The sequence below is a fragment of the Stutzerimonas kunmingensis genome, assembly GCF_900114065.1.
Lineage (GTDB): Bacteria > Pseudomonadota > Gammaproteobacteria > Pseudomonadales > Pseudomonadaceae > Stutzerimonas > Stutzerimonas kunmingensis.
Genome location: NZ_FORS01000004.1, coordinates 26595 through 42434, shown reverse-complemented (window position 1 = coordinate 42434; position 15840 = coordinate 26595). Strand labels below are relative to the sequence as shown.

Annotated in this window: 18 protein-coding genes; 16 read left to right on the top strand and 2 right to left on the bottom strand. The window is 62.2% G+C overall.

What is annotated here, in order from left to right; all coding sequences use genetic code 11:
* Nucleotides 1-2: 2 nt before the first annotated feature.
* The 14 genes from flhF (at nt 3) to BM275_RS11130 (ending at nt 12522) form a co-directional block, all read left to right on the top strand.
* Entirely contained in the window at nt 3-1295 is a 1293-nt protein-coding gene (flhF, locus tag BM275_RS11195) for a flagellar biosynthesis GTPase FlhF (protein ID WP_090521215.1), read from the top strand.
* 91 nt (nt 1296-1386) lie between these two features.
* Complete coding sequence (gene fleN, locus BM275_RS11190) at nt 1387-2214, top strand: flagellar synthesis regulator FleN (protein ID WP_014820851.1); 828 nt, start codon at nt 1387-1389, stop codon at nt 2212-2214.
* 17 nt (nt 2215-2231) lie between these two features.
* A complete protein-coding gene (gene fliA, locus BM275_RS11185) occupies nt 2232-2957 on the top strand; it encodes an RNA polymerase sigma factor FliA (protein ID WP_014820850.1) in 726 nt (241 codons plus the stop codon).
* A gap of 74 nt (nt 2958-3031) precedes the next feature.
* A complete protein-coding gene (locus tag BM275_RS11180; RefSeq protein ID WP_011913679.1) occupies nt 3032-3406 on the top strand; it encodes a chemotaxis response regulator CheY in 375 nt (124 codons plus the stop codon).
* Nucleotides 3407-3429: 23 nt separating this feature from the next.
* Nucleotides 3430-4224: a protein phosphatase CheZ gene (locus BM275_RS11175; protein WP_014820849.1), complete on the top strand. Its 795-nt coding sequence runs from the start codon at nt 3430-3432 to the stop codon at nt 4222-4224.
* 11 nt (nt 4225-4235) lie between these two features.
* Nucleotides 4236-6428: a chemotaxis protein CheA gene (locus tag BM275_RS11170; RefSeq protein ID WP_090521214.1), complete on the top strand. Its 2193-nt coding sequence runs from the start codon at nt 4236-4238 to the stop codon at nt 6426-6428.
* Nucleotides 6429-6481: 53 nt separating this feature from the next.
* The gene (locus BM275_RS11165; protein ID WP_090521213.1) at nt 6482-7597 is read left to right on the top strand and encodes a protein-glutamate methylesterase/protein-glutamine glutaminase; all 1116 of its coding nucleotides are present in this window, start codon (nt 6482-6484) and stop codon (nt 7595-7597) included.
* 16 nt (nt 7598-7613) lie between these two features.
* Nucleotides 7614-8354: a flagellar motor protein gene (locus tag BM275_RS11160; RefSeq protein ID WP_014820846.1), complete on the top strand. Its 741-nt coding sequence runs from the start codon at nt 7614-7616 to the stop codon at nt 8352-8354.
* Between the two features lie 5 nt (nt 8355-8359).
* The gene (motD, locus tag BM275_RS11155; protein WP_090521212.1) at nt 8360-9202 is read left to right on the top strand and encodes a flagellar motor protein MotD; all 843 of its coding nucleotides are present in this window, start codon (nt 8360-8362) and stop codon (nt 9200-9202) included.
* Nucleotides 9203-9288: 86 nt separating this feature from the next.
* Nucleotides 9289-10077 carry a ParA family protein gene (locus tag BM275_RS11150; protein WP_014820844.1) on the top strand — a complete coding sequence of 263 codons (789 nt, stop codon included), beginning with the start codon at nt 9289-9291 and terminating at the stop codon, nt 10075-10077.
* 87 nt (nt 10078-10164) lie between these two features.
* On the top strand, nt 10165-10965 hold the full coding sequence (locus BM275_RS11145; RefSeq protein WP_090521211.1) for a CheW domain-containing protein: 801 nt from the start codon (nt 10165-10167) through the stop codon (nt 10963-10965).
* Between the two features lie 83 nt (nt 10966-11048).
* Nucleotides 11049-11528 carry a chemotaxis protein CheW gene (locus BM275_RS11140; RefSeq protein WP_014820842.1) on the top strand — a complete coding sequence of 160 codons (480 nt, stop codon included), beginning with the start codon at nt 11049-11051 and terminating at the stop codon, nt 11526-11528.
* Nucleotides 11529-11531: 3 nt separating this feature from the next.
* Nucleotides 11532-11945 carry a DUF2802 domain-containing protein gene (locus tag BM275_RS11135; RefSeq protein WP_041014448.1) on the top strand — a complete coding sequence of 138 codons (414 nt, stop codon included), beginning with the start codon at nt 11532-11534 and terminating at the stop codon, nt 11943-11945.
* A 136-nt stretch (nt 11946-12081) separates the two neighbouring features.
* Nucleotides 12082-12522 (top strand): rhodanese-like domain-containing protein, encoded by a 441-nt coding sequence (locus BM275_RS11130; RefSeq protein WP_090521210.1) that lies wholly within the window; start codon nt 12082-12084, stop codon nt 12520-12522.
* On the opposite strand, the gene BM275_RS11125 is transcribed toward BM275_RS11130, so the two are convergent.
* Both BM275_RS11125 and fliK read right to left on the bottom strand, forming a co-directional pair.
* A complete protein-coding gene (locus BM275_RS11125) occupies nt 12503-12835 on the bottom strand; it encodes an EscU/YscU/HrcU family type III secretion system export apparatus switch protein (RefSeq protein WP_023446671.1) in 333 nt (110 codons plus the stop codon). The genes BM275_RS11130 and BM275_RS11125 overlap by 20 nt on opposite strands.
* On the bottom strand, nt 12832-14361 hold the full coding sequence (gene fliK, locus BM275_RS11120) for a flagellar hook-length control protein FliK (protein ID WP_090521209.1): 1530 nt from the start codon (nt 14359-14361) through the stop codon (nt 12832-12834). The genes BM275_RS11125 and fliK overlap by 4 nt, the downstream gene beginning before the upstream one ends.
* Nucleotides 14362-14497: 136 nt before the next feature.
* Here fliK and ccmA point away from each other — a divergent pair, with 136 nt between their 5' ends.
* Nucleotides 14498-15133 carry a cytochrome c biogenesis heme-transporting ATPase CcmA gene (gene ccmA, locus BM275_RS11115; protein ID WP_014820837.1) on the top strand — a complete coding sequence of 212 codons (636 nt, stop codon included), beginning with the start codon at nt 14498-14500 and terminating at the stop codon, nt 15131-15133.
* Nucleotides 15130-15801 carry a heme exporter protein CcmB gene (ccmB, locus tag BM275_RS11110; protein WP_014820836.1) on the top strand — a complete coding sequence of 224 codons (672 nt, stop codon included), beginning with the start codon at nt 15130-15132 and terminating at the stop codon, nt 15799-15801. Before ccmA ends, ccmB begins: the two co-directional genes overlap by 4 nt.
* Nucleotides 15802-15840: the final 39 nt, after the last annotated feature.

Sequence of the window (15840 nt, the reverse complement as noted above, 5' to 3'; positions counted from 1 at the left end):
CCATGCAGGTCAAACGTTTCTTCGCCGCCGATATGCGCATCGCCATGAAAATGGTTCGCGACGAGCTGGGCGCCGATGCCGTGATCATCGGCAATCGCCGGGTGGCCGGTGGCGTCGAGCTGACCGCTGTGCTCGATTACCCCATGCAGTCCGCGCCGGCGGCCAACAAGCCCAACCCGGCGCTGGAAGCCGAATTGCGCAAGACGCAGTCGCGCCTGGCCAATGCACATGCCGAGCTGAGCGCTGCGCCGCGCGCGAAGATGCAGGATCGTCAACTGGTTGACGAGAAGCCTGCCGTCGCGGCCAGCAAGGCACAGCCCGATACGGTCGCCGAGCCTTCCCCCGCGGCCGACTCCCGTGCCATCGAAGCGATGTACTCGGAACTGCACGGTTTGCGCGAGCTGATCGAAGTGCAGCTCGGCTCGATCGCCTGGGGCCAGGAGCAGAGCCGTCGCCCGCAGCAGGCAGGCCTCTGGCGCCGTCTGCAGCGCCTGGGCCTGCCGGCCGAGCTGTCGCGTAGCCTGCTGGAAAAGGTCGCCGGCATTAACGAGCCGCGTCAGGCCTGGCGCATGGTGCTGGCGTATCTGGCACAGGCAATCAAGGTCACCAAGAACGAGCCGCTGGAAGAGGGCGGTGTGATTGCTCTGGTCGGCCCAGCAGGCGTCGGCAAGACCACTACGCTGGCCAAGCTGGCTGCTCGCTACGTGCTGAAACACGGCGCGCAGAGCATTGCGCTGGCCAGCATGGACAATTATCGGATCGGTGCGCAGGAGCAGCTCAAGACGCTGGGCCGGATCCTCGACGTGCCGGTGGTGCAGATCGATCCTAGCCAGCCGCTGAGCAAATCGCTGGCCTCGCTGGCGCGTAAGCGGATCATCCTGATCGACACCGCCGGCTTGCCGGCAAGCGATCCGACGCTGCGCATGCAGCTCGAAGCGCTGTCGGACAAGGGCGTCAAATCGAAGAATTACCTGGTGCTGGCGGCAACCAGCCAGAGCCAGGTGCTCAAGGCCGCATGGCACAACTATCGTCGTTGTGGGCTGGCCGGTTGTATCCTGACGAAGCTCGACGAGGCGGGCAGCCTTGGCGATGTGCTCGGTCTCACGATCAGCCAACATTTGCCGATAGCCTACCTCGCCGATGGTCCCCGGATTCCTGACGACCTGCATCTGCCGCGCAGCCATCAGCTGGTCAGTCGGGCGGTGAGCCTGCAGTCCGGCGAGGAGCCGAGCGAAGAAACCATGGCCGACATGTTCGCCGGGTTGTACAACGGCTCGTCACGGCGGGCTGGATGATGCTGCGACAGCGGTACTCGAATGAATCAGATGCGTGCCATGCGGACGCATCGCCGGCCGCAAGGCCCCAGCAAGATATAGGCATGTGAACATGGGTATGCATCCCGTACAGGTGATTGCGGTGACTGGCGGCAAGGGTGGCGTCGGCAAGACCAACGTGTCGGTCAATCTGGCACTGGCGCTGGCGGACCTCGGCCGGCGTGTGGTGTTGCTTGACGCCGACCTTGGCCTGGCCAACGTCGACGTGCTGCTGGGGCTTACCACCAAGCGCACCCTGGCTGACGTCATCGCCGGCGAATGTGATCTGCGCGACGTACTGATCCAGGGGCCGGGCGGCATCCGCGTAGTGCCGGCCGCATCCGGCACGCAGAGCATGGTGCAGCTGTCGTCCCTGCAGCACGCCGGTTTGATCCAGGCGTTCAGCGAGCTTGGCGACGAGCTCGACGTGCTGATCATCGACACCGCGGCTGGCATCGGCGATTCCGTAGTGAGCTTCGTGCGCGCAGCTCAGGAAGTGCTGCTGGTGGTCACCGACGAGCCCACGTCCATCACCGACGCCTATGCACTTATCAAGCTGCTGAACCGCGATTACGGCATCAGCCGCTTCCGCGTGTTGGCCAACATGGCTCACGCACCGCAGGAAGGCCGCAATTTGTTCGCCAAGCTGACCAAGGTTACCGAGCGCTTTCTCGACGTGGCGCTGCAGTATGTCGGTGCAGTTCCTTACGACGAAGCGGTTCGCAAGGCCGTGCAGAAGCAGCGCGCAGTCTATGAAGCGTACCCGCGCTCGAAATGTGCACTAGCCTTCAAGGCGATCGCGCAGAAGGTTGATACCTGGCCGCTGCCGGCGACGCCGCGGGGTCATCTCGAGTTCTTCGTAGAGCGCCTCATCAGCCCCGCTTCACCCAGCCACGAATGACAGGTGCCGGATCCGCTATGTATTACAGCAAGGCTCAGGCAAAGGATGCGCAGTACCGCCTGATCGATCAGTACGCCCCGTTGGTCAAGCGAATCGCTTACCACTTGTTGGCGCGTCTGCCTGCAAGCGTGCAAGTGGACGATCTGATTCAGGCTGGAATGATCGGACTGCTGGAAGCAGCTAAGAAATACGACGCCGGCAAGGGTGCCAGCTTTGAAACCTACGCCGGTATCCGCATTCGCGGCACCATGCTGGACGAAGTCCGCAAGGGTGACTGGGCGCCGCGTTCGGTACATCGCAATTCGCGGATGGTCAGCGAGGCGATCCGGGCGATCGAAGCGAAAACCGGGCGCGACGCTAAAGATCACGAGGTTGCGGCCGAACTTAAGCTAAGTCTCGACGAGTATTACGGCATTCTTGGCGATACGCTGGGCAGTCGCCTGTTCAGCTTCGACGATCTGCTGCAGGAAGGCGATCATGGCGAGCTCGAGGAAGACGCTGCCAGTCTCCACCCGGAGCCGTTCCGTGATCTCGAGGATGAACGTTTTCAGCAGGCGCTGGCCGACGCCATCGCCAACCTGCCCGAGCGTGAAAAGCTGGTGCTGTCGCTGTATTACGACGAAGAATTGAATTTGAAGGAAATCGGTCAGGTGCTGGGGGTCAGCGAGTCGCGTGTGAGCCAGTTGCATAGCCAGTGCGCTGCGCGCTTGCGCGCGCGCCTCGGCGAATGGCGCGCCAATTGACGATTGTTTGCGGTATGACGTGCTCGGTTTGCTGAGGCATTTTGGGACTTACGGAGGTCGACTTGGACAAGAACATGAAAATCCTCATCGTCGATGACTTCTCGACGATGAGACGAATCATCAAGAACCTCCTGCGTGATCTGGGGTTCACCAACACCGCCGAAGCGGATGACGGTACTACCGCGCTGCCGATGCTCAAGAGCGGCAGCTTCGACTTCCTGGTGACCGACTGGAACATGCCGGGAATGAGCGGAATCGATCTGCTGCGCACCGTGCGTGCCGATGAGCGCCTCAAGCACCTGCCGGTGCTGATGGTGACGGCCGAAGCGAAACGCGATCAGATCATCGAAGCCGCCCAGGCCGGGGTTAACGGCTATGTGGTCAAGCCTTTCACTGCCCAGGTGCTCAAGGAGAAGATCGAGAAGATCTTCGAGCGCGTCAACGGCTGAAGCAGCAACGCCGCGAGGGCACTATGACGCAAGCAGACCAAAGCCTGGCAGAGTTCGAAGCAACTCTGAAGGCGCATGCACCCAAGTTGATCGAAAGTCTGCAGCAGGGCCGCTTCGATGAAGCGACGCAGATGTTCAATGAGCTGAATCAGGTGCGCAACCACGGGCTCTATCTGGAGGTTGGCAAGCTCACACGCGAGCTGCACAACGCCATCGTCAAGCTCGAGATGGACACCTGCGCCACTGGCGGCGATCCGTCGCCGATCACGGACGCGACCGATCGCCTGTCCTACGTGGTGGAGATGACCGAGAAGGCTGCCAACCGCACCATGGACCTGGTCGAAGAATCAGCGCCGCTGGTGAACTACGTGAGCTATGAGGCGCAGAGTCTGACAGCCGACTGGCAGCGTTTCATGCGTCGTGAGATGAATGCCGATCAGTTCCGCGATCTGGTCAAGCGCATCGACCAGTACCTGCAGCGCAGCATGAACGATGGCGGCCAGCTGTCGCAGAACCTCAGCGAAATCATGCTCGCGCAGGACTTCCAGGACCTGACGGGCCAGGTGATCAAGCGAGTGACGCGTCTCATCACTGAACTCGAAAGCAACCTGCTTAACCTGGTCCTGATGGCGGGGCAGGTCGATCGCGTGGCGGGCATCCAGCATGACCGCGAAGCGATGCGCGCCGAGCAGGAAAAGAAAAAACAAGAAAAAGAGCCTTCCAAGGGTGAAGGTCCGCAGATGCATGCCGATATGCGTGAAGACGTCGTTTCCGGCCAGGACGATGTCGATGATCTGCTTTCAAGCCTGGGCTTTTAGGGGAAGTGAATATGAGCTTCGACGCCGATGAAGAAATCCTCCAGGACTTCCTGGTAGAGGCCGGCGAGATTCTCGAACTATTGTCCGAGCAACTCGTGGAGCTGGAAAGCAGCCCCGATGACATGGCGTTGCTCAATGCGATTTTTCGCGGGTTCCATACGGTCAAGGGCGGTGCCGGTTTCCTCCAGCTGCATGAGCTGGTGGAGTGCTGCCACATCGCCGAAAACGTCTTCGACATCCTGCGCAAGGGTGAGCGTCGAGTCGATTCCGAACTGATGGATGTCGTTCTGCAGGCGCTCGACGCCGTGAACGCGATGTTCAGTCAGGTCCGCGAGCGCGTCGAGCCGACGCCAGCCTCGCGTGAGTTGCTTGCGGCGCTGGCACGTCTGGCGGAGCCAGCCTCGGCTGATGAGCCAGCGCCGGCAGTCGAACCGCAGGTCGTGGCCGAATCCCGGTCCGAGGGCGCCGATAGCGAATTCGAACAGATGCTCGATGCCATTCAGCCGTCCACCAGCGAGCCGACTGCGGCCGAAGTAGCGACTGGCCCTGCCACCGACGAGATTACCGACGACGAATTCGAGTCGCTGCTCGACCAGCTGCATGGCAAGGGACAATTCTCTGCCGCTGCGGGTGCCTCGATGCCTGCCGAGAGCGAGTTCGTTGCTGCGCCGACCAGTGACGAAATCACCGATGACGAATTTGAAGCCTTGCTGGACCAGCTGCATGGCAAGGGCAAGTTCGAAGCGGCCCCGCCTGAACCCGCTGCACCAGCAAGCGCCGAACCGGCAAAGGGAGGTGGTACAGCTGGTGCAGCTGACGAGATCACCGACGACGAGTTCGAAGCACTGCTCGATCAACTGCATGGCAAGGGCAAGTTCGAGCCTGCGGTCGTCGAGACCCCGGCTGAACCTGCTGCGGCTGTGCCGATCAAACCGGCGCCCAAGCCTGCCCCTGCTGCTGCTCCGGCCAAGGCCGCTCCGGCAGCTGCGGTGAGCAAGCCGGCCGCTGCTGCTCCGGCGGAAAAGCCCCCGGCCGAGGCCGAGACCACTGTGCGCGTCGATACCGCACGCCTGGACGAGATCATGAACATGGTCGGGGAGCTGGTGCTGGTGCGTAACCGACTGGTACGCCTGGGCTCCAACAGCGGCGACGAGGCGATGGCCAAGGCCGTCTCCAACCTCGACGTGGTGACGGCCGATCTGCAGAGTGCGGTGATGAAGACCCGCATGCAGCCGATCAAGAAGGTCTTCGGTCGCTTCCCGCGCCTGGTCCGCGACCTGGCTCGCAGCCTGAAGAAAGAGATCAACCTTGAGCTCGTCGGTGAAGAAACCGATCTCGACAAGAACCTGGTCGAAGCCCTGGCCGATCCGCTGGTGCACCTGGTGCGCAACGCGGTCGACCACGGTATCGAGATGCCCGAGGAGCGCGAAGCCGCCGGCAAGCCGCGTACCGGGCGGGTAGTGCTTTCCGCCGAGCAGGAAGGCGACCATATCCTGTTGATCATCAGTGATGACGGCAAGGGGATGGATGCCAACGTCCTGCGCGCCAAGGCCGTCGAGAAAGGCATGCTGGAGAAGGATGCCGCCGAACGCCTGAGCGATCTGGAGTGTTACAACCTGATCTTCGCGCCGGGGTTCTCGACCAAGACCGAGATTTCCGACGTGTCCGGCCGCGGTGTCGGCATGGACGTGGTCAAGACCAAGATTTCCCAGCTCAATGGCACAGTGAACGTGTTCTCCACCAAGGGCCAGGGCTCGCGGGTGGTGATCAAGGTGCCGCTGACCCTGGCGATCATGCCGACCCTGATGGTCATGCTCGGCAACCAGGCCTTCGCCTTCCCACTGGTCAACGTCAACGAGATCTTCCACCTCGACCTGTCGCGGACCAACGTCGTCGATGGCCAGGAAGTGGTGATCGTCCGCGACAAGGCGCTGCCGCTGTTCTACCTCAAGCGCTGGCTGGTCAACGATGCGGCTCAGGAAGAGCAGCGTGAAGGCCATGTAGTAATTCTCAGCGTCGGCAATCAGAGCATCGGCTTCGTCGTCGATCAGCTCGTGGGACAGGAAGAAGTGGTCATCAAGCCGCTTGGCAAGATGCTGCAGGGTACGCCTGGCATGTCCGGCGCGACGATCACCGGCGATGGCCGCATCGCGCTGATTCTCGATGTTCCCAGCATGCTCAAGCGCTACGCACGCAGGATTTGATTCAGTCAGGCAGCGCTTACCTCGGATGGGAGCGCTGCCGCTAGGAGTGATGTATGGCAGTCAAGGTCCTGGTCGTCGACGATTCCGGCTTCTTTCGTCGGCGCGTCTCGGAAATCCTTTCCTCTGATTCGAATATCCAGGTCGTCGGCACCGCCACCAACGGACGCGAGGCGATCGACCAGGTGCTGGCGTTGAAGCCGGATGTCATCACCATGGACTACGAGATGCCGATGATGGACGGCATCACGGCGGTGCGGCAGATCATGCAGCGCTGCCCCACACCGGTGTTGATGTTTTCCTCGCTGACGCACGAAGGCGCTCGGGTCACCCTCGATGCACTGGATGCCGGCGCCGTCGACTATCTGCCGAAGAACTTCGAAGACATTTCGCGTAACCCGGATAAGGTCAAGCAGCTGCTGTGCGAGAAGGTACATACCGTCTCGCGCAGCAACCGGCGCTACAGCACGTTCTGTACCTCGAGCGTAAGTACGCCGCCGGTATCCGCGCGTGGCACTGCCTCGACATTGGCTACTGCAGCGCCCCGGATCGGCGCTGCAACGCCAGCGCCCGCGGCGCCGGCAGCTCGTTCGCCGGCGCCCAAGCGCAAGGCGTACAAGCTGGTGGCCATCGGTACGTCTACTGGCGGTCCGGTGGCGCTGCAGCGTGTGCTCACTCAGCTCCCGGCGAATTTCCCCGCGCCGATCGTGCTCATCCAGCACATGCCGGCCGCGTTCACCAAAGCCTTCGCCGATCGTCTGGACAAGCTTTGCCGCATTCGTGTCAAGGAAGCCGAGGACGGCGACGTGCTGCGTCCGGGGCTTGCTTTGCTGGCACCGGGTGGCAAGCAGATGATGATCGACGGCCGCGGTGCGGTACGCATCCTGCCGGGCGATGATCGCCTCAACTACAAGCCTTGCGTCGACGTTACCCTCGGTTCGGCCGCCAAGTCGTTTCACGACAAGGTGCTGGCGGTGGTGCTGACCGGCATGGGGGCCGATGGTCGCGAAGGCGCACGGTTGCTCAAGCAGAGCGGCAGCCAGGTGTGGGCGCAGGATGAAGCCAGCTGCGTGATCTATGGCATGCCGATGGCGGTGGTCAAAGCCAACCTGAGTGATGCGGTCTACGGGCTCGACGACATCGGTCGCAATCTGGCCGAGGCGTGCATCTGATGGAGGCCCGCCTCTAATGGACGTGCTCAGCCTGATCGGGCTGCTGTTGGCGTTCGTCGCCATCGTTGGGGGCAATTTTCTCGAGGGCGGCCATATCTCGGCGCTGCTCAATGGGCCGGCCGCGTTGATCGTGCTTGGCGGTACCCTGGGTGCCGTCCTGCTGCAGACGCCCATCGCCGTGTTCATGCGGGCGATGAGTATCGGTCGCTGGATATTCTTTCCGCCGCGCATCGATCTCGCGCGCGGCATCCTCATGGTCACTACCTGGAGCAATACTGCGCGCAAGGAGGGGTTGCTCGGCCTCGAGCCGGTCGCCGAGACGGAGCCCGATCCTTACGCACGCAAAGGCCTGCAGCTGCTGGTCGATGGCGCCGAGCCGGAAGTGATCCGCAGCATCCTCGAGGTCGATCTGTATACCCAGGAGGGGCGTGACCTGCGCGCGGCCAAGGTCTACGAGAGCATGGGTGGCTACTCGCCGACCATCGGCATCATCGGCGCGGTAATGGGGTTGATCCACGTGATGGGCAATCTGGCCGATCCCAGCCAGCTGGGCAGCGGCATCGCCGTTGCGTTCGTGGCGACCATCTATGGCGTCGCTTTCGCCAACCTGCTGGTGCTGCCGGTCGGCAACAAGCTGAAGAGCGTCGTCCAGCGGCAGACCGCCTATCGCGAGATGCTGCTGGAGGGCGTGCTGTCCATCGCCGAGGGCGAAAATCCGCGTTCCATCGAGATGAAGCTGCAAGGCTTCATGGACTGACCGCCATGGCCAGACGCAGACCACCGGAAGAGCACGAGAATCACGAGCGATGGCTGGTGTCCTACGCCGACTTCATCACGCTGTTATTTGCCTTCTTCGTGGTGATGTACTCGATCTCCTCGATCAACGAGGGCAAGTACAAGATCCTCTCCGATTCGCTGGTCGGCGTGTTCAATCAGGTCGATCGTTCGGTCAAGCCCATCCCCATCGGTGAGGAGCGACCTCGGACCACCGAGGCGGATGTGTCCCAGGTCGAGGATCTGTCGGGCCCGGCTTCGTCGGCGGGGAAGCCGACCCTCGATCCGCTGGAGCGAATTGCGCAGAGCATGCGCGAGACGTTCGGCGAGCTGATCGCCAACGAGCAACTGACGATCCGTGGCAATGAGCTGTGGATCGAGATCGAACTCAACTCCAGCCTGCTGTTCCCCAGCGGCGATGCGCTTCCCAACGACCAGGCATTTCTGCTGATCGACAAGGTCGCCGGAATTCTGGCCCCTTTCGACAACCCGATCCATGTCGAAGGGTTTACCGACAATCTGCCAATCAGCACCAGCCAGTTCCCTACCAACTGGGAGCTGTCCGCAGCCCGCGCTGGCAGCGTTGTGAGGATGCTTGCAGCGCAGGGGGTGGACCCTTCGCGGATGGCAGCGGTGGGCTATGGCGAATTTCAGCCCGTGGCGGACAACGCGACGGTCGAAGGCCGGGCGCGCAACCGGCGGGTGATTCTGGTGGTGTCGCGTAATCTCGATGTGCGCCGGAGTGTCACCGGAATGGGCAGCAGCAATGTACGGCCTGACGATGCATTGCGTCGGGCTGGCACACAATCTGCACCGGCTGTGTCCATGTAAGCGCTTCAGGGCGCAGTCGTCAAAACACCGTCGCTTTGCCGTTTCAGGCAATGCCGTTCCGGTCAGCTTCGCCGGGTGGAAGATCAATGAGAGTCTGGGCTGTAGCCAATCAAAAGGGTGGGGTGGGCAAGACCACTACGTCGATCGCACTGGCGGGCTTGCTGGCCGATTCCGGCAAGCGCGTCGTCGTGCTGGATCTGGATCCGCATGGGTCGATGACCAGCTATTTCGGGCATGATCCCGATAACCTGGACCATAGCGTCTTCGATCTCTTCCAGCACCAGGGTACCGTGCCGGATGGCCTGCCGTGGCAGCTGCTGCTGGCCACCAGTCACGAGCGTATCTCGCTGATGCCTTCCAGTACCGTGCTGGCGACACTCGAGCGCCAGTCGCCCGGGCAGAACGGCCTCGGGCTGGTCATTGCCAAGAGCCTGTCGCAGCTTTGGCAGGACTTCGATTACGCCATCATCGACAGCCCGCCGCTGCTCGGTGTGCTGATGGTCAACGCGCTGGCTGCCAGTCAGCAGCTGGTGATTCCGGTGCAGACGGAGTTTCTGGCGATGAAGGGTCTCGAGCGAATGGTCAGCACGCTGTCGATGATCAACCGTTCGCGCAAGCAAGCGCTGCCTTACACCATCGTGCCGACCTTGTTCGACCGCCGCACCCAGGCCTCGATGAATACGCTCAAGGTACTGCGAGCCGGTTATGCCGATCATCTCTGGCCAGCGTTCATCCCGGTCGATACGCGGCTGCGCGATGCCAGCCGCGCCGGCCTGACGCCTTCGCAGTTCGATCCGACCAGTCGTGCGGTTCTTGCCTATCGGGCCTTGCTCAAGCATCTGCTGGCGTCGCAAGTGTCTCCGCAGGTGGCGTGAAGTGCCATGCCGCTCGGCGCCTGCCAGCTCAAGTTTGTCGCGCCAGTGGCCGATAGCCTGTTCAGATTCTCATAACGAGTTCGTTCCATGAGCCGCACCGTCCTAACCGAAACCCGATCCCAGCAGGCGCTGCAGTCCTATCTCGATGGGCTGTTGCAGGACGCTGCCATTGAACTGGCCGACTCGGTCAGTCAGGACGAATTCCAGGCGGCCGTGCTCGAGGAGCAACTGCGTGATACGCGGCAGAGCCAACCGCCGCGTCTTGAAATAGTCCAGCCGGCGCCGCCGCCCGTGGTGGAAGCGCCTCTAACGATGCCGCCGGTGCCGACTATTGAGCCGGTCGTGGAGCTCGAGGTTGCGCCGCAGCTGCCCAGCGAGCCAGTCGAAGCCGTGCCTGACGCCCATCCGGGTTGGGGGGAGGAGCCTTTCGAGTGCCTGCTGTTCGATGTGGCAGGGTTGACCCTGGCGGTGCCGCTGGTGTGTCTGGGCTCCATCTATCCGCTGGCCGGGCAGGAACTGACGCCGCTGTTCGGTCAGCCCGACTGGTTTCTTGGCATACTGCCGAGCCAGTCAGGCAATCTGAAGGTGCTGGACACCGCGCGCTGGGTGATGCCTGATCGGTATCGTGACGACTTCCGCGAGGGGTTGCAGTACGTGATCTCGGTTCAGGGCTACGAATGGGGGCTGGCGGTCCATCAGGTCAGTCGCTCGATTCGCCTCGACCCCAGTGAGGTCAAGTGGCGTACGCAGCGCAGTCAGCGTCCATGGCTGGCCGGTACGGTAATCGAGCATATGTGCGCGCTGGTCGACGTGACTGCGCTGGCCGAGCTGATCGCCAGTGGCGCTGTGAAACAGATGCAGGGCGCGACGAAGCCGCGGACGCATTGAAAGCAAACAATTGACGGTCGCGCCTGTTGCGCGGCCCGGCGATAGAATCGACCGCCATTGCGGTAACTGAAGAAGGTGGGGCTATGAAGATGACGTCTGCGCAAGGTTCCGAAGATCCTGTACTGCAATGGGTGACCTTCCGTCTGGACAACGAGACGTACGGTATCAACGTGATGCAGGTCCAGGAGGTGTTGCGTTATACCGAGATCGCGCCGGTACCGGGTGCTCCGAGCTATGTGCTCGGCATCATCAACCTGCGCGGCAATGTGGTGACGGTGATCGACACGCGTCAGCGTTTCGGCCTGGAAACCGCGTCGGTATCGGACAATACTCGAATCGTGATCATCGAGGCGGATCGTCAGGTCATCGGGATCATGGTCGATAGCGTTGCCGAGGTGGTCTATCTTCGCCAATCCGAGATCGAAACTGCGCCCAACGTCGGTAATGATGAGTCGGCCAAATTCATTCAGGGCGTCTGCAACAAGAACGGCGAGCTGCTGATTCTGGTCGAACTCGACAAGATGATGAGCGAAGAAGAATGGGCCGAGCTTGAGAGCATCTGATACATGCTGATCGCGTCGCTGGTCGCATCGTTGGTTGCGCTGGCCTTCTGCTGTCTTGGGCTGCTGGGCTTCTGCCTGTGGCTGCTCAGGCGGCAGCGGTTTCTGGCCGAACAACAGCAGCAACGCGATGCGAACAGGGATAAGCGCATCAAGGAGCTGAGCAGCCGCCTGGATGCCTATCTGGAAGGCAGCTTGCGCATGGGTGATGAGTTGCGTGAGCTGAGTCGCACGCTGGCGCCGTTGCCGGACAAGCTCACCCAGCTGGAACAGCGCGACCCCAACAACTTCTCCTTCTCCCAGGCGGCCAAACTGGTCGGCATGGGCGCAAGCGTCGACGACCTGACGCAGTCCTGTGGCCTGTCGCAATCCGAAGCGGAGCTGATGAGCAAACTGCATCAGGCTCGCAAGAAACCCTGATTGCGGTTTTTCCGTCGACTGGTCGTCCCTTCCAGGCCTTGTGCCGGAACCTCCCACACCCTGCACATTCCAATCCGTATCAGCTTGGCATTGCTGAGCTTGTCCAGGTCCCATGCTTGGGGCGAGGAGGGCAATGATGCGGCTTACTCTCATTCTGTTGCTGTTCATGGTTTCGCTTGGCGCTCAGGCCGTCGAGGCGCCAGACGATGTGGACGGCGCAATGACCGTAAACGTCTTTCAAGCCAAGCGCCTTCATGAACTGGGCGCCGTCTTCATCGATGTGCGTGCCGACCGCGAATGGTTATGGGGCCACGTGGAAGGCGCCGTGCACTTCGATCTGGCCAGTGATTTCGTCAGCCTGGCCTGGCCGGAGTGGCCGCGTGAGCTTCCGCTGGTGATTTACTGCGACAGCGAAATCTGCCCGCGCAGCGCGGAAGCCGCAAGAATGGCCGTGGCCTGGGGCTACCAGCGGGTGTTCTATTTCCGTGCCGGCTATTTCGCCTGGCAGCTGCATGATCTCCCTCAGGTCACTGGTGAAGATCGTGCAGCCGTCGTACTCAACGCGCAGGCCCACTGAGTTGCGGCAGGGGCGGCGCTGGTTCGCCTGAGCTCCGTTCGTGGAACCCTGGCGGGCATTTGCCCTTGAGGTACCAGGCAAAGGCGATGATCTCCGCGATGGTGCGGTATAACGCTTCCGGGATCTCGTCGCCCAGCTCAAGCTTCGCCAGCAATCTCACCAGATCGGCGTTCTCGTAGATCGGCACCTCATGTTCCCGAGCGATGGCGAGGATCGTCTCGGCCAGTTCGTCATCACCCTTGGCGCTCAGGCTCGGCGCGTTGACACCGTCATAGCTGAGCGCGATTGCCTGGCGTGGCTGCTTGTCGGTCATGCCTTCTCGTCCACGAAGCGTTGCTCCAGATTGGTGCTCGGACCCTGCGGTGGCGTGCCTTGCCTGCAGCTCAATTCTCCGACACTCAGCCCGGCTGCCTGTAGGCGCTCACGCAGATGGGTAAGTTCGGTCGCCACCAACTGGGCCGTGGCACTGCGCTCGGCCCACAGCTGGCTGGTGAGGGTGCCGCGCGTCAACTGTGCTTGAACTTGCAGTGGCCCGAGTGGTGCGACATCGAATGCGAGTTCGATCTTCCAGAGCGGCTCGCCACGCTCCTTCTCCTGCTTTCTCGGCTCTTCTTCGCGCTGCAGCTTGATTTGCAGCGGCACGATATCGCGCTGGTCGCGCATTGGCAGCTCCAGCTGCCAGGTGGTGAGGAGGGCGCCGTCCGGGCCGATTTGTGTCTGCGCGAGACTGGACAGTTGATGGGTCTGCAGCCTGGATACCGCGGCGGCTGCGAGCTTGAGCAGCATTTCGAGGTCGGCTTCTTCTTCCAGGCTAGGCGGCAGTCGGGTTGGTAGCGGGAACCCCAGCGCGAGCTGACGGACATTGCTTTGCGCCAGGGAGCCCAGTGCTTGCCGCGCAAATGCAGGCAACGCCTGGCCCATGGCGGCACTGGCCTGGGCGCAGACCAGCGGCGTGCTACCTGGAAGATTGGGCATTTGCGCCAGTAGGCGCAGCAGTCCAGCCTTGAGGTCGCCCTGCAGTCCTTCGGTTTGCCCGGCCAGCAAGCGCGCTTCAAGGAACACGCCGCTCCTGGCCAGCGCTGCGGCGAGTGCCTTGGCATCGCCCAGTTGCTGCATTTCGGGTATCAGCCCCAGCAGTTTTTCGGCGGCGCCGCGCAGCCCCTCGGGGAGAGCCCCGGTACCACCCTGTAGAGCCTTGAACAGGCCTTCCAGCGAGGCCTGGCGGTTGTGTTGGGCGCCCAGTTGCTCGCCGAGATGCAGCTGATCGAGGCGCCCGCTCAGCGGAAGGAATGCGAGGGATTGGTCGCCTTTGACCTGCGCTGTCAGCAGGCTGCCGAGTGCCAGCGGGTTGGCTGATTCGATATTCAGCTTCTGTCCAGCGACGGGGCTGTTGAGCAGGCTGATGACCGCCTTGAAGATCTTCTGCCCGTCCTCCGACTGCTGTTGACTGGTCGCCACGACACGGCCCTGGATGACGCTGCCGACCGGCAGTTGCTGAAGGTCGATCATCGAGGCGGGCTGGCGCCCGGCGATCTGTGGAGCGGCCAGCAACCGGGTGTCGGACAGGGCGGTGATGACGTATGCGGTGCCGGGTGGCGGTGCCTTGTTGCTGCTGACCTCGACGGTCGCCTGGCGCCCGCTGCCCATGGTCAGCCGCAGCACCAGCCGAAATGCCTGCGCCGCTTCCCTGATGCTGACTACCTCCGCTTCGGCGTTTTCGCCAGCCGCCAGAAGGCCTTGCATCGGTTGCAGCAGTTTCAAAGCGAGGTCATTCGCCGCTGCCGCCTGGCGCGGCGCGCTGCTTGGGGGCAGGGCAGTGGTACTCTTGATCTCGGTCATCTTTCCTCAAATGCTCTTACAACCTTTCGCGTTCGCGGCCCTCGGCACCAAAGGTTGCCATGTATAATTCCGCCCGCCTGGCCCTGCTTCCTGAGTATAGCGGCCAGGCCTTTTTCATCTTGAGGTGTCGCCAGCCGTGTCAACTCCCTTTCTCGAAGCCGTAGCCCTCGCTTGCGAACGGGATTGGCGGCTGCTTTTCGACAAGTTGGATCTGCGTCTCGAGAGTGGGGAAATGCTGCAGATTTCCGGGCCCAATGGCAGCGGCAAAACCAGTCTGCTGCGCCTGCTATGCGGCCTGATGCAACCAACCGCAGGCGAGGTGCTGCTCAAGGGCCGGTCGCTCAGCGCTCAGCGTGGTGAACTGGCACGCAACCTGTTGTGGATCGGCCATGCTGCTGGCATCAAGGGCTTGCTGACAGCTGAGGAGAATCTCACTTGGCTCTGTGCGTTGCACCAGCCGGCCAGCCGCGAGGCGATATGGCATGCACTTGCCGAAGTGGGACTGCGCGGGTTCGAAGACGTGCCCTGTCATACCCTTTCTGCTGGCCAGCAGCGCCGCGTGGGGTTGGCGCGTCTGTATCTCTCGCCACCGCCGCTGTGGATTCTCGATGAGCCATTTACCGCGCTCGACAAACATGGCGTGGCGCAGCTTGAGAGGCATCTCGCAGCGCATTGCGAGCAGGGCGGACTGGTCGTACTGACCACTCACCACAGCCTGACGGAAAAGCCTACCGGCTACTGTGAGCTCGATCTGGGACAGCGAGCCGCATGAGCAGCGTATTCACTCTTCTGCTGGCGCGCGAGACGCGTCTGCTGTTCCGTCGCCCGGCTGAGCTGGCCAACCCGCTGGTGTTCTTCGCCATCGTTATCGCGTTGTTCCCGCTTGCGGTAGGGCCGGAGACTCAGCTTCTGCAAACCATCTCTCCCGGCTTGGTCTGGGTGGCAGCATTACTGGCCGTTCTGCTGTCACTGGATGGTCTTTTTCGCAGTGATTTCGAAGATGGCTCGCTCGAGCAGTGGGTCGTTTCGCCGCACCCGCTCGCGCTCCTGGTTCTCGCCAAGGTACTGGCGCACTGGGCTTTTTCCGGGTTGGCGCTGGTGCTGCTGGCGCCGCTGTTGGGCTTGATGTTGGGTCTGCCGCTTGGGACCATTCCGGTGCTGCTGGTTTCACTGTTGCTGGGGACGCCGATTCTGAGTCTGCTCGGTGCGGTGGGCGCGGCGTTGACGGTAGGATTGAAGCGGGGTGGCTTGCTGCTGGCGTTGCTCATCCTGCCGCTCTACATCCCGGTACTGATTCTCGGCAGCGGCGCCCTGCAAGCGTCGTTGCAAGGTCTACCGGCAGTCGGTCACCTGCTTTGGCTGGCCAGTCTGACTGCGTTGGCCGTTACCCTTACACCCTTTGCGATAGCTGCCGGGCTGAAGATCAGCGTTGGCGAATAGCGACACACCCAGATGGCCGGCGCTCACACCCGGTCGATG

Excerpts from the sequence above, each read along its gene's own strand:
- flhF (WP_090521215.1), top strand. The coding sequence starts at position 3 with ATGCAGGTCAAACGTTTCTTCGCCGCCGATATGCGCATCGCCATGAAA.
- fleN (WP_014820851.1), top strand. The coding sequence starts at position 1,387 with ATGGGTATGCATCCCGTACAGGTGATTGCGGTGACTGGCGGCAAGGGT.
- fliA (WP_014820850.1), top strand. The coding sequence starts at position 2,232 with ATGTATTACAGCAAGGCTCAGGCAAAGGATGCGCAGTACCGCCTGATC.
- BM275_RS11180 (WP_011913679.1), top strand. The coding sequence starts at position 3,032 with ATGAAAATCCTCATCGTCGATGACTTCTCGACGATGAGACGAATCATC.
- BM275_RS11175 (WP_014820849.1), top strand. The coding sequence starts at position 3,430 with ATGACGCAAGCAGACCAAAGCCTGGCAGAGTTCGAAGCAACTCTGAAG.
- BM275_RS11170 (WP_090521214.1), top strand. The coding sequence starts at position 4,236 with ATGAGCTTCGACGCCGATGAAGAAATCCTCCAGGACTTCCTGGTAGAG.
- BM275_RS11165 (WP_090521213.1), top strand. The coding sequence starts at position 6,482 with ATGGCAGTCAAGGTCCTGGTCGTCGACGATTCCGGCTTCTTTCGTCGG.
- BM275_RS11160 (WP_014820846.1), top strand. The coding sequence starts at position 7,614 with ATGGACGTGCTCAGCCTGATCGGGCTGCTGTTGGCGTTCGTCGCCATC.
- motD (WP_090521212.1), top strand. The coding sequence starts at position 8,360 with ATGGCCAGACGCAGACCACCGGAAGAGCACGAGAATCACGAGCGATGG.
- BM275_RS11150 (WP_014820844.1), top strand. The coding sequence starts at position 9,289 with ATGAGAGTCTGGGCTGTAGCCAATCAAAAGGGTGGGGTGGGCAAGACC.
- BM275_RS11145 (WP_090521211.1), top strand. The coding sequence starts at position 10,165 with ATGAGCCGCACCGTCCTAACCGAAACCCGATCCCAGCAGGCGCTGCAG.
- BM275_RS11140 (WP_014820842.1), top strand. The coding sequence starts at position 11,049 with ATGAAGATGACGTCTGCGCAAGGTTCCGAAGATCCTGTACTGCAATGG.
- BM275_RS11135 (WP_041014448.1), top strand. The coding sequence starts at position 11,532 with ATGCTGATCGCGTCGCTGGTCGCATCGTTGGTTGCGCTGGCCTTCTGC.
- BM275_RS11130 (WP_090521210.1), top strand. The coding sequence starts at position 12,082 with ATGCGGCTTACTCTCATTCTGTTGCTGTTCATGGTTTCGCTTGGCGCT.
- BM275_RS11125 (WP_023446671.1), bottom strand. The coding sequence starts at position 12,835 with ATGACCGACAAGCAGCCACGCCAGGCAATCGCGCTCAGCTATGACGGT.
- fliK (WP_090521209.1), bottom strand. The coding sequence starts at position 14,361 with ATGACCGAGATCAAGAGTACCACTGCCCTGCCCCCAAGCAGCGCGCCG.
- ccmB (WP_014820836.1), top strand. The coding sequence starts at position 15,130 with ATGAGCAGCGTATTCACTCTTCTGCTGGCGCGCGAGACGCGTCTGCTG.